Below are 13,927 nucleotides of genomic sequence, written 5' to 3' on the forward strand. Positions count from 1 at the left end.
ACCACGCTAGGTGTTCTGTACCGATTAGGCCTGTTATGTGGAGCCCAGGGGTGGGCCGTCCGGGTGACATCCGTCCGGCCCGTACGGGTCAGACGGGTCGGCCGGGTCAGACGGGTCGGCCGGGTCAGACGGGTCGGACGGGTCAGACCGCCGTCAGCCCGTGCGCGGCGAAGACGGCCTTCGCGTCCGCGACCTGCCCGGCGGTGGGCGAGGGGGTGTCGTGCAGCGTGAAGCGCATGTCCAGCGCCTCCCACTTGCTCTCTCCCAGCTTGTGGAAGGGCAGTACGTCCACCCGCGAGACGTTCCCGAGGGATCCGGCGAAGCGGGCGACTCCCTCGATGTTCTCGGCGGCGTCGGTCAGCCCGGGCACCAGGACGAACCTCAGGTGCACCTCCTTGCCGAGGTGCGCGAGGCGCCGGGCGAAGTCCAGGGTCGGCTCCAGTGGACGGCCGGTGACCTTCTTGTACGTCTCCCGGTCCCAGGACTTGACGTCCAGCAGGACCAGGTCCACGTCCCGCAGCAGCGCGTCGGTGGCGCGGGCGCCGAGGAACCCCGAGGTGTCGAGGGCGGTGTGGAGCCCCAGGTCGTTCTTCATCCGGTGCAGCAGCTCGCCCGCGAAGACGGGCTGGAGCAGCGGCTCCCCGCCGGAGACGGTGGCGCCGCCGCCCGAGGCGGCGATGAACTTCGTGTACTTGCGGGCCTCGGCGATGACCGCGTCGGCCGAGGTGCGCTTGCCGCCCCGCATCTTCCAGGTGTCGGGGTTGTGGCAGTACAGGCAGGTCAGCGGGCAGCCGGCCAGGAAGGTCACGAAGCGGGTGCCGGGGCCGTCGACCCCGGTCGACAGGTCCCAGGAGTGCAGCGAGCCCTCGCTCGGCCGCTGCGTGGCGGCGGCGGCCGGGGTCCGGCCCGCGCCGGCGACGGCGGCGCGGGCGCCGGCCCGGCCGACGGGGATGCTCGTACCGAAGACGACGGTCATGGCAGGTGCTCCAGACTGATCCGGTGGCCGCTCTAGAGGGAGCCGTGGAAGGTGCGGTTCAGCACGTCGAGCTGCTGGTCCCGCGTGAGGCGGACGAAGTTCACCGCGTAGCCGCTGACCCGGATGGTCAGCTGCGGGTGGTTCTCCGGGTGCTCCATGGCGTCCATGAGCGTGTCGCGGTCGAGGACGTTCACGTTCATGTGGAAGCCGTCGCTGGCCATGTACCCGTCGAGCACGCCCGCCAGGTTCTTGATCCGCTCCTCGGGGGTGCGGCCCAGGCCGTCGGGGGTGACGGTGTTGGTCAGCGAGATGCCGTCCTCGGCGTCCTCGTACGGGAGCTTGGCGACCGACAGCGCCGCGGTGACGTAGCCGTGGGTGTCGCGGCCGTTCATCGGGTTGGCGCCCGGGGAGAACGGCTCGCCGGCGCGGCGTCCGTCCGGGGTGTTGCCGGTCTTCTTGCCGTAGACCACGTTCGAGGTGATGGTCAGCACGGACTGGGTGTGCTCGGCACCCCGGTACGTCTCGTGCTTGCGGACCTTCTTCATGAACTCCTCGACCAGCCGGACGGCGATGTCGTCGACGCGGTCGTCGTTGTTGCCGTAGGCGGGGTAGTCGCCCTCGACGGTGTAGTCGGTGGCGAGGCCGGTCTCGTCGCGCAGGGCGCTGACCTTGGCGTACTTGATGGCGGACAGCGAGTCGGCGGCGACCGACAGCCCGGCGATGCCGCAGGCCATGGTGCGGCGCACCTCGCGGTCGTGCAGGGCCATCTCGATGCGCTCGTAGGCGTACCGGTCGTGCATGTAGTGGATGACGTTGAGCGCGTGGACGTAGGTCCGGGCGAGCCACTCCATCTGCTCGTCGAACCTGGCCATGACCTCGTCGTAGTCCAGCACTTCGCAGGTGAGGGCGCCGGTGGGCGGTCCGACCTGGGCGCCGGACTTCTCGTCCCGCCCGCCGTTGATCGCGTAGAGGAGGGTCTTGGCGAGGTTCACGCGGGCGCCGAAGAACTGCATCTGCTTGCCGACGGGCATCGCCGAGACACAGCAGGCGATGGCGGTGTCGTCGCCGAAGCGCGGGCGCATCAGTTCGTCGGACTCGTACTGCACCGAGGAGGTGTCGATCGAGACACGGGCGCAGAACTCCTTGAAGCCCTGCGGCAACCGGGGCGACCAGAAGACCGTCATGTTCGGCTCGGGGGCGGGCCCCAGGTTGTAGAGGGTCTGGAGGTAGCGGAACGAGGTCCTGGTGACCAGCGGACGGAGGTCCTCGCCCATGCCGGCGATCGACTCGGTGACCCAGGTCGGGTCGCCGGAGAACAGCTCGTCGTACTCGGGCGTCCGCAGGAAGCGGACGATGCGGAGCTTGATGATGAAGTCGTCGACGAGTTCCTGGGCCTGCTCCTCGGTGAGGCGTCCGGCCTCGATGTCGCGCTGGAGGTAGACGTCGATGAAGGTGGAGGTGCGGCCGAGCGACATGGCGGCGCCGTTCTGCTCCTTCACGGCGGCCAGGTAGGCGAAGTACAGCCACTGGATGGCTTCGCGGCCGGTGGCCGCCGGGCCGGAGATGTCGTACCCGTAGGAGGCGGCCATCGCCTTGAGCTCGCCGAGGGCGCGGATCTGCTCGGAGAGCTCCTCGCGCAGCCGGATCGCCTCCTCCAGCGAACGGTGGCCCGCGGGGAGGGTGTTCAGCTCCTCCTTCTCCTCCTTCTTGAAGGAGACGAGGCGGTCGACGCCGTAGAGGGCGACGCGGCGGTAGTCGCCGATGATGCGGCCCCGGCCGTAGGCGTCCGGCAGACCCGTGACGACGCCGGCCTTGCGGGCGGCGCGGATCTCGGGGGTGTAGGCGTCGAAGACCCCGGCGTTGTGGGTCTTGCGGTACTCGGAGAAGACCTTCTCCAGCTCCTCGGAGACGGGGTAGCCGTAGGTCTCCAGGGCGCCGGCGACCATGCGCCAGCCGCCGTACGGCATGATCGCGCGCTTGAGGGGGGCGTCCGTCTGGAGGCCGACGATCAGGTCCTTGTCGCGGTCGATCCAGCCGGGGGCGTGTGCGGTGATCGTGGAGGGGATGTCGTACGCGACGTCGTAGACGCCCTTCTCGCGCTCTTCCGGGAACTTGTCCGTGATCGCCTTCCACACGGCGGTGGTGCGCTCGGTGGGGCCCGAGAGGAAGGAGTCGTCACCCTCGTACGGCGTGTAGTTCTGCTGGATGAAGTCGCGGACGTCGATGGCGTCGCGCCACAGACCGCCCTTGAAGCCGTCCCAGGCTTCGCCGTTCCTCGTGGTTTCCGCAGGGGTGGCAGTCATGGCCCGCACCTTCTTCAGTCGCCTCGTTGCTTGTATCCATTGCACGCCTTTTGATCGATCATTTGCCGCCGCGTTGGTCCCGAGCTGCGGCCCGAAGGTCCCCCGGCTTTCGCCCGCGGCGCCCCGGCACCCCACCTGACCTGGGGTTCCCTACAGGCCCAAAGCCCCTTGTCCACTTGTGAAAACTTTCACAAGAATGTGGGCCGAGCCGCCCCGAACGGCCTCGGCCCGGCAGGGCGGGAGCCTGCCGGGGCCGGGCGCGACGCGAAAGAGACGGGCTAGCTGGGGGCTTCGGCGCCGCGGCGGGCGTAGAACCACCAGGCGACGACCACACAGCTGGCGTAGAAGGCCACGAAGCCCCACATCGCGCTGGTCACCGCGAAGTTGGCGAACATCGCCGGGATGAAGAAGAACCCGTACGCGGCGATCGCGGCGGTGAAACCGGTCACCGCACCCGACTCGATCTCCGCCCGTTTCAGCGCGGCCGCGTACTCGGGGGTGCCCTCGGTCAGTCCCTTCAGGTGCTGCCCCCGGAAGATCACCGGGATCTGGCGGAAGGTCGACCCGTTGCCGATGCCCGAGAAGAAGAAGGCCGCCAGGAAGCAGAGGAAGAAGCCGCGGAAGGAGCCCTGGTCGGAGCCGGCCGGGAGGAAGGTGATCACGCCGATGATGGAGGCGGCCATGCCCACGAAGGACAGGATCGTCACCCGGGCGCCGCCCAGCCTGTCGGCGATCCAGCCGCCCGCCCAGCGCGCCAGCGCACCCAGCGCCGGGCCCATCCAGGCGTAGGTGGCCACCGAGTACGCCGGGAACGTGGTCTTGATCAGCAGGGGCAGCGCCGCGGCGAAGCCGATGAAGGAGCCGAAGGTGCCGACGTACAGCCAGGTCATCACCCAGTTGTGCTTGCGCTTGAAGATGACCTTCTGCTGGCTGAAGGGGGTGGCGGCCACCTTGAGGTCGTTCTGTCCGAACCACGCGATCACGGCGAGCACGACCAGCACCGGGACCCACACGAAGGCGGCGTTCTGGAGGTAGACCTCCGAGCCGTCCGCCTTGCGCTGGCCCGCGCCGATCGCGAGAACCGAGGAGGTGATGAGGATCGGGGTCAGCAGCTGGACCACCGATACGCCGAGGTTGCCCAGGCCGCCGTTGATGCCGGTCGCGTTGCCCTTCTCCTGCTTCGGGTAGAAGAAGCCGATGTTGGCCAGCGAGGAGGAGAAGTTGGCGCCGCCGATGCCGCAGAGCGCCGCGATGGCGACCATCGTCGTGTACGAGGTGTCCGGGTCCTGCACCGCGAATCCGAGCCACAGCAGCGGTACGACCAGCACGACGGTCGACAGTGCCGTGAAGCGGCGCTGGCCGATCATCGGGCCGAGGAAGGTGTAGAAGATCCGGGCGGTACCGCCGGTGATGCCCGGGACGGCGGTCAGCCAGAACAGCTGCGACTGCGAGAAGCCGAAGCCGACGTCCTTGAGGTTGGTCGCCGTGATGCTCCAGACCTGCCAGACCACGAAGGCCACCAGCAGTGCCGGCACGGCGATCCACAGGTTGCGGGTGGCGACCCGCTTGCCCGTGGACCGCCAGAAGGACGGGTCCTGTGGCGTCCAGTCCGTGATGGTGCGGCCTGGGCGGTACTGCGCCGGGTCGGGCGCCTGCGTACGTCCGGTCGCCGAGCGCGCGTCCTGTATGGCGGAACTCATGGCGTGTCCTGGGTGGTTGGGAAGCGGAACCGAAAGGGTCCCGATGGTCCTGACCCATCCAGGTTCCGCCGGGCCGGGTACCGCGCGGCAGAGGAGAAGGGACCGTGGCCGACGGGACAAGGTCCCGCCGGCCACGGTCCCTTCGTAGGCACGGTTCAGTCCGCCCGGGGTACCCGGGTGGTGCGGGCCGCGCGCCTCGCCTGCCTTCCCGCACCCGGCTGCTGTGCTGGTCGCCATGACCTACGTACCGATGACCGCCCGGAGCCGCGAGGAAGGCCACCGCGCCGCGACCCCCCTGGAACTCTTCTTCGACCTGTGCTTCGTGGTCGCGGTGGCGCAGGCGGGCCGCCAGCTGGTGCACGCCCTCGCGGAGGGGCACGTCGGCAGCGGCGTGACCGGCTACCTCTTCGTGTTCTTCGGGGTGTGGTGGGCCTGGATGAACTTCACCTGGTTCGCCTCCGCCTACGACGTCGACGACGTCCCGTACCGGATCGCGACCCTGGTGCAGATCTCCGGCGTGCTCATCTACTCGGCGGGGATCCCGCGCGCCTTCAACGACAACGACTGGACCATCGCCGTCGTCGGCTACCTGGTGATGCGCCTCGCGCTGACCGTGCAGTGGCTGCGCGCGGCCGCCGGGGAGGACGGTCCGGGCCGTCGCTGCTGCCTCACGTACGCGGTCGGGCTGGTGATCTGCCAGGCCGGCTGGACGGCCCTGCTCGCGGCCCCCGAGTCGGCCCGCAAGTGGCTGTTCCTGGGGCTGGTCGCCGCCGAGCTGCTGGTCCCGGTCGTCGCGGAGTACGGCCACCAGACCCCCTGGCACCCGCGCCACATCGCGGAGCGGTACGGGCTGTTCACCATCATCGTGCTCGGCGAGACGATCGCCGCCAGCACGGTGGCGGTGCAGTCGGCCATCGACGAGCACGAGGCGCTGGGCGAGCTGCTGCCGATCGCGGCGGGCGGGCTGCTGCTGGTGTTCGCGGCCTGGTGGATCTACTTCGCGGTTCCCGTGCACGAGGGGCTGCGCTCCAACCGCGAGGCCATCCCGTGGGGTTACGGACACTTCGTGATCCTGGCGTCGGCGGCCGCGATCGGTGCGGGCATCGAGGTGGCGATCGAGCAGGCGGTGGGCAAGGCGCACGTCTCGGACCTGGCCGCGAACCTCTCGGTGACCCTCCCGGCGGCGCTGTTCCTGCTCTTCGTGTGGTTCCTGCACTCCCGCCACTTCAAGCGGGGCACGGCCCAGCAGCTGGTGCTGCCCGTCTCGGCGCTGGCCGTGTTCGCGTGCGCCTGGACCGGAGAGCACGCGGTGCTGTGGGCCGGGCTGGTGGCGGCCGCCACCGTGGCGGTGGGCGTGACCTTGGCCGAGCGGGAGCGTTCTGGTGCGTGAGGACGGTCGGGGGCGATTCGGCGTGCTGCCGACGACGAGGAAGAAGGTGCGGGCGATGACAGTCCCGGCACAGCGGTACACGGAGCAGCCCGGGGCGGCTCTGGCCGATCCGGCTTTCTGGCAGTCGCCGCCGGAGGAGCGGCTGGCGGCCTTCGCCCGGCTGCGGGCGCTCGACTCCCCGGTGTACGTGCCCGAGGGCCGGGAGCGGGGGCACTGGGCCCTCGTACGGCACGCGGACGTGCAGGAGGCGAGCCGGCTGCCCAAGGTCTTCGCGAGCGCGCCCGGGGTGACCACCCCGGAGCCGGCGCGCTGGGTGCGGGCGCTGTTCGGGGACTCGATGGTCAACCTGGACGGGCCGGACCACGCGCAGCTGCGGAAGATCGTGCAGCGGGCCTTCACCCCCCGGCTGCTGGCGGCCGCCGAGGAGGACATCCACGCGGTGGCGGCGAGGATCGTGGACGACGTCCTCGCCGAGCAGCCGGACGAGTTCGTCTCGGCGGTGGCCTCCCGGCTGCCGCTGGAGGTCATCTGCAACATGATGGGCATCCCGGAGCGCTACCGGGCGGAGATCGCGGACCGGGTCAACCACGCCTCCGAGAACATCGGGGTGGAGCGCGGGCTGGCCGCCCGGCTGCGGATGCCCGGGCGCGGGCTGCGGGCGCTGGCGCGGATGCAGCGGATGGTCGCGGGGATCGGGCGGGAGCGGCGCAAGAACCCCACCGACGACCTGATCTCGGCGCTGGTCTGCGCCAACGTCGACGGCCAGGCGCTGGGAGCCCGCCAGCTGGGCGCCTTCTTCAGCCTGCTGATGGTGGCCGGCGTGGAGACCACCCGCAACGCCATCACGCACGGGCTGAGCCTGCTGACCGATTTCCCCGACCAGCGGGACCTGCTGCTCTCGGACTTCGAGACGTACGCGGACGGCGCGGTGGACGAGATGATCCGCCACTCGACGCCGATCATCCAGTTCCGCCGCACGGTCGTCGCCGAACACACCCTGGGGGGGCACCTGTTCACCCCCGGCGACAAGGTGGTGCTGTACTACGCCTCCGCCAACCGCGACGAGGCCGTCTTCCCCGGCCCGGACGCCTTCGACATCACGCGCTCGCCCAATCCGCACCTGGGGTTCGGCGGCGGCGGGCCGCACTTCTGCCTGGGGGCGCATCTGGCCCGGGTGGAGATGAAGGCGCTGTTCCGCGAGCTGCTGACCCGTCCGGTGGGGCTGCGCGCGGTGGGCCTGCCCGATCTGGCGGGGTCGAACTTCGACAACAGGGTCCGCTCGCTCCGGTTCGCCTTCGAGCAGCCGTAGCGAAGGGAGCGGGACCGGACCGGCCACCGGGCGGGCTGGGAGCCCGGCGGCCGGAGACGTGCGCGGCGACGGCGCCCGCGGGCAGGGGCCGGGCCGTCTCTTTCGGATCCGGCCTAGTTGCGCAGGCTCTGCACGGTGAGGACGCAGTGGGCGCTGCTGGTCAGCACTTCCTCGTCGCCCGCGAAGGCCTGGAGCACCTCCGCGCTGACCGGCTGGCCCGGGACGGCCTCGGGCCAGGCGCGCGTCGCGAACAGGAAGTAGGCCTGCCCGCTCTCCTTGGCCGCCGCGACCCACTCGGGCGGCGCGGTGCAGGTGGCGTTCAGCCCGGGCAGGGTCAGTGCGATCTGGTCGTCCGCCAGGAGGATCTTCACCGGGAAGGTGGCCGCCTTGAGGGTGCCGTCCATGACCACGTCGCCGATGGGCAGGCCGATCTCCTCCAGCAGTCCGCGGGCGGCCGCCTCGCCGGCCTCCTTGCCGCCCGGGCCGTCGCCCAGGGTGTACGCGAGGAGGTACGGGATGTCGTGGCCGTCGGAGGGGTCACCGATCCAGGCGAGCACGGAAAGGGTGCCGAGCTGGGACCGGTCGATTTCGGCTTGCGTTGAAGTCATGCGCCGCACCTTAGTGGTCCCGCCCCCGGCCCTTTCACGGCCTTTCACCCGAGCGGGCTATACGGCCCAGAAACCCCCTCCGGAATTCGCCTGGATGTTCGCGTCCTGGTACTGGAGCCGCACGATGCGGGCCTTTTCCGGAATTTCGAACACCACCCATCCCTCGGCCCGCTCACCGACCTCCAGCGAATCGAAGACGAGGGGTTTGCCGGTCGTCAGCTCGCCGGTGGGCACCACCGGGTGGCGCTGCCCCGCGCTGTCGTACGCCCACATGCGCCCGAGAGCCCCGTACGAAGCACCGCCCACGTTGACGAACGACATCGAGGCGGCCACCCAGCGCTTCCCGGCGGGCGGCGCGAAGTTCTTCTCGACGCTGACGGCGGGGTCCACGTACGCGTTGAGCACCGCCTGGAGGTGGCGGCCGACCTGGCGGCCCCGCACCCGTACGGAGTCACCCACATGGGCATCCTTCGCGGCCACCGGCACCACCCCCGGGCCGGGCGCGGCCGGATCTTCGTCGACGCCCGGCACCCCGTCGTCCACCGGGACGGCGGGTACCGCGGCGGGGGCCAGTGAGGCCCCCTCGGGCGCGCTCTGGCAGGCGGTGGCGCCCAGCAGGAGGAGGGGAAGGAGGGCGGCGGCGGCGAGGACGGAAGCAGGCTGACGCATGCGGATCCCTTCGGGGATCTTCGGGGCGGGGAAGTATTTCGGCCAGTTTCACGCGCCCGAGCGGGCAATTGCACTCACCGACACGAGTGCGCCCGAGGAGTCGTGTGCGGCCGGTTGCGGCCAACTGCCAGCACAATGCGTTCCGACGGATTCCCGCCACCCGATCCACCTGGAGGAAGAATGCGCATGTCCGGCCGCCGAATGGCACTGGCAGCCCTCTCCGCACTGGCCGCCACCACGGTATTCACCGTCCCGGCCGGGGCCACCGTTTTCGATCAGGGTATTTCCGTACATCCTGATGCTCATGTCGCCGGGGACGGCGCCGTCACCCTTTCCGGCACCTACCACTGCGAGCAGGCGTCACCCATGGGGGCGATGCAGATCAAGGCGACCGTCGAGCAGGACGGCAGCCGGCTCAGCATCGGCGCGGAGCAGGTCGTCTGCGACGGCACGGAGCGCCGGTGGGTGGCCCACGCACCGGGCTCCTTCGCGAGCGTGCACCCGGGCCGCGCGACGGTCACCGGGGAGCTCCAGGAGATCCACCTCTCGGGGAACCTGCTGCCGCGGTCGGTGGCCACGGTCGCCCAGGACACGCAGGACGTCGAGGTCCACGAGGAGCACTGAGCGGCGACGGGCCCGCGGCACGCGCCCGCCCGTCCGGTAGCCGCCGCTACCGGGGCGGGCGCCCGGGGCCGGCCCGCCCGGGCCGCGGCGCCGGACGCAACGCACGCCCGCACCCGGACGCCCACCCGCACCCGCACCCGCACCCGCACCCGCACCCGCACCCGCACCACGAACGCCGAACGCCGTCAGCGGCACTCCGGCGCGACGCCGGTCATCGACATGAACGCCACCGTCTGGCATCCGGGGTCCGCGTGCGGACGCCCCGTGGTCCAGTCCACGGCCGCCGGAACCCCGGCCGCCAGCAGGAGCAGGGCCAAGATGCCCGTCACCGCGCCCCTGTTCAGGCGGCGCACAGCAGAATCCGTTCCATGGCGGCATCATGACGCCACCTCCGCGGTCCCACAACTCGGGGTGACCGCCCGGTCACCCCAGGCTGCCGCGGCTGACCCCGGCGGTGAACTCGCACCAGACGGCCTTCCCGTCCCCCCGCGACTCCACCCCCCAGTGCGTGGCCAGCGCGTCCACCAGCAGCAGCCCGCGCCCCGTGGTGGCCGACTCCCCGGGAGTGCGCCGGCGCGGCCAGACGCTGGAGCGATCCTTGACCCACAGCCGGATCCGCCGCACCGGCTCGGGCAGCACCTCCATGGTCAGCACCGCTCCGCCGTCCGTGTGCAGCAGGGCGTTCACGAGCAGCTCCCCCGCCGCCAGTTCCACGTCGTCGGCGAGTTCGGCCATGCCCCAGTCGCGCAGGGCCTGCCGCAGGGCGTAGCGGGCCTCGGAGAGGCCCTCCGGGTCGGCCTGGTGGATGTACTGGTGGATGCGCGGAGCGCGGTGGGTACCCGGGTCGGGGGCCCGGCGCAGCACCAGCAGGGCCACGTCGTCGCCGGAGCCCCAGCGCTCCCAGAGCCGGTCCGAGAGGTGGTCGGCGAGCGCCCCGGCGTCCTGGGGGCCGCTGCGGACGGCGTGGGCGAGGGCGTCCATGCCCTGGGTGATGGTGGTGCCGGGCTCCTCCACCAGGCCGTCCGTGCACAGCACCAGGGTCTCGCCCGGGACCAGGTCGAGCCGGGTCTCGGGGAACTCCTCCTGCTCGAAGGCCGAAGCCAGGCCGAGCGGCAGACCGCCGCGCACGTTGGGCCAGCCCGTGCGTCCGTCCGTATGGCGGATCAGCGGGCCGAGATGGCCCGCGCGGACCGCCCGTACGCCGCCGGTCTCCAGGTCCACCTGCGCGTACATGCAGGTCGCGAAGCGCTCGGTGTCCAGTTCGGCCAGGAAGCGCGAGGCCCGGGCCAGTACGGTCGACGGCGGATGCCCCTCGCCCGCGTACGCCCGCAGCGCGATGCGCAGCTGGCCCATGATGGCCGCCGCGTGCGTGTCGTGGCCCTGTACGTCGCCCACCACGATGCCGACCCGGTCGCGGGGCAGCGAGATCACGTCGTACCAGTCGCCGCCGACCTCCCGCCCGCTCCAGGCGGCGTGGTAGCGCACGGCGATCTCCCCGCCGGTGATCTCGGGGATCCGGCGCGGCAGCATCGAGGCCTGGAGGCCGGTGGCGAACTCCCGCTCCTGGTCGAAGAGGAGGGCTCGCTGGAGGGACTGGGCGACGATGCCGGCCAGGCCGAGGCAGAGGTTGCGCTCCTCCGGGCTGAACTCGCTGCGGCGCTTGTAGAAGAGCACCAGTCCGCCGATGGCCTTGGCCTGGGCGATCAGCGGCAGGTAGGCGGCCGCGTCGTACTGGATCCGGCTCAGGTAGTCCGTGAGCAGCGGGAACTCGTCCGCCAGCTCGGTGAGGGAGGTGACGAACCGCGCCTTCCTGGTGATCACCGCCTGGGACAGCGGCAGCGAACCGTCCAGCCGGGTGAACCTCCGCTCGCCGAGGATCTCCAGGGTCTCCCCGCTCAGCGCGATGATCTTGATGGTGCCGCCCTCGACCAGCCCGAGGGCCAGCCCGTCCGCGCCGAGCCGCTCCAGCGCGCCGGCGCCCGTCAGGGTGGCCGTCACGTCGTCCACCGTCACCGCCCGCGACAGGGCCTCGGTGGTCCGCTGCACGATCGTGGCCTGCTGGGCGCGCGCCGACTCCAGCTTCCGCAGCACCGTCAGGTGGGCCAGCTCGGCCGTCGCGTCGCGGACGATGCCGACGATCCGCAGGGGCTGCCCGTCGGGGCCGCGCAGCACCCGGCCCTGGGTGTGCGTCCACTGCTCGCGGCCGTCGCGCCGCTGCACGGTGAAGTAGGAGCCGTACGTCTCCTCCCCGCGGTCGAGCACCTCGACCACGGTGTCCGCCAGCCGCGCGCCGTCATCGGCCGGAATCCGCAGCCCCAGACCCTCCGGGGTGTTGTCGAACTCCTCCGGCTCCAGGTCGAAGACGGCCAGGCCGGCCTCGTCGATCAGCAGGGTCCCGGCACCCAGGTCCCACTCGAAGCTGCCCATGCCGTTCAGCGCGAGGCGCTCCCCGGGCCCGGTCAGGGGAGTGCCGCCGTCCTGCCCGCCCGGCTCGGGTCTGTCGGATCGCTCCGCCGCTGCCAAGAGTCACACCACCTAACGGCCCGGCCAGCACGGCTGGGAGATCAGCCGCTCCCACTCCTCGTCAGGATGCCCCGGAAGGGTGCGTCCGGCCTCCCGCCAGCGCTTGAGGAGGGAGAGGTAGATCGTGGACTGGTCTCCGGGACCGAAGGATCCGCCCCCGGGCCGGCCCGGGGACTGTTCCGCGCGGCTGGCGGGGATACGTACCCAGCCACGGCCGCCCTGTGCTCGCTCCGCGCCCATCGCGGACCCCTCTCACCGTAAATACGTCTCTCACCGCAGATACGTCTTGGGATGCCCGGCGGCAGCCCGGTCGGGACGGGCACCGCCGAGGGAGGCCGACAGCGGACCCCGGGCGCCGAGGCGCTTGCGGACTCCCCTCACCAGTCTCCCCGCCGTGAAGCCCGCGCCGTGCACGAATCGCATGGAAGGGCCGAATGAGGGAGCCGTCAGCAGCCCCGCGAAGAACAGGCCGGGCCACGAGGACTCGAAGCCCGCGCTCAGCTCCGGCGTCCCACCGTCCCCGACCGTCTCCAGAGCGGCACGCAGCCCCGCGTCGAGCAGGTCCAGCCGGGACAGCGCGGGGGCGAACCCGGTCGCGGCGACCACGTGCGCCGTGTCCAGTACGACGGACTCCCCCACCGCCGTCGTCAGCGCGAGGCGGGTCCGGTCGCCCACCGCGACCGCGCGGTGCAGGTGGTGGCCCAGCATCACGGGGACGCGCCGCTCGAAGCGGTCCCGCAGCCACCAGGCCCCGGCCGGCCCGAGCGCCGTCGCGTGGATCCGCTCCCGCGTCGGCCCGGGCAGCCGCCGCACCGCCCAGGGCAGCTCCGACCACGCCCAGCTGCGCCATCCGGTGCCGAGGCCGCTGTGCGGGTCGCGCAGGGCGCGCAGCGGGGTCCGCTCCAGCGGCTGCGGGACGGTGTTCCAGTTCAGCCGGGACCGCCGGGCCACCAGACACGGCCGCGCCCCTGCCTCCGCCAGCAGGGCCGCGGTCTCCAGCGCGGCCTGCCCGGCCCCGAGCACGGCGACCTCCCGGCCGGCGAACCGGGCCAGGTCGCGGTGGCCGCTGCTGTGCGAGTAGTGGGAGGGCGGCAGGTCCCGCAGCGCCCGGGGGAAGTTCACGAACGGCATGACCCCGACCGCCAGGACGACCGTACGGGCGAGCAGCGGCGGCCCCTCCGCCGTCCTGATCCGGAAGCCGTCCCCCTGCGGGCTGACCTCGGTGACGGTCACCTCCTCCACCTCGGGCGCGGCGTGCCGGGCGAACCAGAGCCCGTACGCGCTGAACGTGCCGATCGGCAGCGGGTTGCCGTGCTCGGCCGCCAGGCCGCGGGTGGCGCAGTAGTCGGCGAGCGTGTACCGCCCGCCGGGCGCGGACAGGTTGGAGGACCAGGGCTCCGACTTCAGGTACATGCCCTCGGGCATGTGGTCCCGCCAGGACGCCATGGGCCGCCCCAGCACCCGCACCCCGAGCCCGGCCGCAGCGGCGTGCGCGGCGACCGACAGCCCGTACGGGCCCGCGCCGACCACCACGAGGTCGTCCATCCGCGTCATCGCTGTCCTTCCAGTGTCATGGCTGTCCGCTCCCGCCGGCCCCCGCCGCCCCGCCCCGCCCGGGCGCCGCACCCGGGCACCCGGAGCCCTCGCCCGCGGACCCGAACCGGCGACAACCGCCGCCCCACCGACCCCCCTCCACGCGCGGTCCCCCCACCAACCCCGCCAGCCCGCCTCCCGCCAAGGCCGCCCGGGCCCGGACCCGCGGGGCGGCGCACAGCCGGGCCCGCGCAATCAGACCCGGCAAGAACCTCGGCCCGGGCCGGCAGGC

The 13,927-nt window shown here is 72.0% G+C and carries 11 protein-coding genes; 3 read left to right on the plus strand and 8 right to left on the minus strand.

The genetic code is table 11. The features are described from left to right. Positions 1-142: 142 nt before the first annotated feature. The 3 genes from pflA to ACZ4TG_RS20120 all read right to left on the minus strand — a co-directional run bounded on the left by pflA (position 143) and on the right by ACZ4TG_RS20120 (position 4,979). Positions 143-976, minus strand: coding sequence for a pyruvate formate-lyase-activating protein (pflA, locus tag ACZ4TG_RS20110; RefSeq protein WP_468164537.1), 834 nt, complete (start codon positions 974-976; stop codon positions 143-145). A gap of 32 nt (positions 977-1,008) precedes the next feature. Then, a complete protein-coding gene (gene pflB / locus ACZ4TG_RS20115; protein WP_468164539.1) occupies positions 1,009-3,279 on the minus strand; it encodes a formate C-acetyltransferase in 2,271 nt (756 codons plus the stop codon). Between the two features lie 278 nt (positions 3,280-3,557). Next, positions 3,558-4,979 (minus strand): NarK family nitrate/nitrite MFS transporter, encoded by a 1,422-nt coding sequence (locus ACZ4TG_RS20120; RefSeq protein WP_468164541.1) that lies wholly within the window; start codon positions 4,977-4,979, stop codon positions 3,558-3,560. A gap of 235 nt (positions 4,980-5,214) precedes the next feature. Between ACZ4TG_RS20120 and ACZ4TG_RS20125 the strand changes: the two genes are divergently transcribed. Further along, the gene (locus tag ACZ4TG_RS20125) at positions 5,215-6,369 is read left to right on the plus strand and encodes a low temperature requirement protein A (RefSeq protein WP_468164543.1); all 1,155 of its coding nucleotides are present in this window, start codon (positions 5,215-5,217) and stop codon (positions 6,367-6,369) included. 55 nt (positions 6,370-6,424) lie between these two features. Next, positions 6,425-7,678 carry a cytochrome P450 gene (locus ACZ4TG_RS20130; RefSeq protein ID WP_468164545.1) on the plus strand — a complete coding sequence of 418 codons (1,254 nt, stop codon included), beginning with the start codon at positions 6,425-6,427 and terminating at the stop codon, positions 7,676-7,678. Between the two features lie 113 nt (positions 7,679-7,791). On the opposite strand, the gene ACZ4TG_RS20135 is transcribed toward ACZ4TG_RS20130, so the two are convergent. Beyond that, positions 7,792-8,286, minus strand: a complete 495-nt coding sequence (locus ACZ4TG_RS20135) for a DUF5949 family protein (protein WP_468164547.1) — start codon at positions 8,284-8,286, stop codon at positions 7,792-7,794. A gap of 57 nt (positions 8,287-8,343) precedes the next feature. Beyond that, positions 8,344-8,955: a DUF4352 domain-containing protein gene (locus ACZ4TG_RS20140; protein WP_468164549.1), complete on the minus strand. Its 612-nt coding sequence runs from the start codon at positions 8,953-8,955 to the stop codon at positions 8,344-8,346. 186 nt (positions 8,956-9,141) lie between these two features. On the opposite strand from ACZ4TG_RS20140, the gene ACZ4TG_RS20145 reads away from it, so the two are divergent. Continuing rightward, a complete protein-coding gene (locus ACZ4TG_RS20145) occupies positions 9,142-9,579 on the plus strand; it encodes a DUF6299 family protein (protein WP_468164551.1) in 438 nt (145 codons plus the stop codon). Between the two features lie 185 nt (positions 9,580-9,764). On the opposite strand, the gene ACZ4TG_RS20150 is transcribed toward ACZ4TG_RS20145, so the two are convergent. The 3 genes from ACZ4TG_RS20150 to ACZ4TG_RS20160 form a co-directional block, all read right to left on the minus strand. Continuing rightward, complete coding sequence (locus ACZ4TG_RS20150; RefSeq protein WP_468164553.1) at positions 9,765-9,932, minus strand: hypothetical protein; 168 nt, start codon at positions 9,930-9,932, stop codon at positions 9,765-9,767. Between the two features lie 70 nt (positions 9,933-10,002). Then, the gene (locus ACZ4TG_RS20155; RefSeq protein WP_468164555.1) at positions 10,003-12,102 is read right to left on the minus strand and encodes a SpoIIE family protein phosphatase; all 2,100 of its coding nucleotides are present in this window, start codon (positions 12,100-12,102) and stop codon (positions 10,003-10,005) included. Between the two features lie 270 nt (positions 12,103-12,372). Beyond that, on the minus strand, positions 12,373-13,647 hold the full coding sequence (locus ACZ4TG_RS20160; protein ID WP_468164851.1) for an NAD(P)-binding domain-containing protein: 1,275 nt from the start codon (positions 13,645-13,647) through the stop codon (positions 12,373-12,375). Positions 13,648-13,927 lie beyond the last annotated feature (280 nt).

Source organism: Streptomyces sp. NPDC028314, from assembly GCF_055565795.1.

Excerpts from the sequence above, each read along its gene's own strand:
- pflA (WP_468164537.1), bottom strand. The coding sequence starts at position 976 with ATGACCGTCGTCTTCGGTACGAGCATCCCCGTCGGCCGGGCCGGCGCC.
- pflB (WP_468164539.1), bottom strand. The coding sequence starts at position 3,279 with ATGACTGCCACCCCTGCGGAAACCACGAGGAACGGCGAAGCCTGGGAC.
- ACZ4TG_RS20120 (WP_468164541.1), bottom strand. The coding sequence starts at position 4,979 with ATGAGTTCCGCCATACAGGACGCGCGCTCGGCGACCGGACGTACGCAG.
- ACZ4TG_RS20125 (WP_468164543.1), top strand. The coding sequence starts at position 5,215 with ATGACCTACGTACCGATGACCGCCCGGAGCCGCGAGGAAGGCCACCGC.
- ACZ4TG_RS20130 (WP_468164545.1), top strand. The coding sequence starts at position 6,425 with ATGACAGTCCCGGCACAGCGGTACACGGAGCAGCCCGGGGCGGCTCTG.
- ACZ4TG_RS20135 (WP_468164547.1), bottom strand. The coding sequence starts at position 8,286 with ATGACTTCAACGCAAGCCGAAATCGACCGGTCCCAGCTCGGCACCCTT.
- ACZ4TG_RS20140 (WP_468164549.1), bottom strand. The coding sequence starts at position 8,955 with ATGCGTCAGCCTGCTTCCGTCCTCGCCGCCGCCGCCCTCCTTCCCCTC.
- ACZ4TG_RS20145 (WP_468164551.1), top strand. The coding sequence starts at position 9,142 with ATGTCCGGCCGCCGAATGGCACTGGCAGCCCTCTCCGCACTGGCCGCC.
- ACZ4TG_RS20160 (WP_468164851.1), bottom strand. The coding sequence starts at position 13,647 with ATGGACGACCTCGTGGTGGTCGGCGCGGGCCCGTACGGGCTGTCGGTC.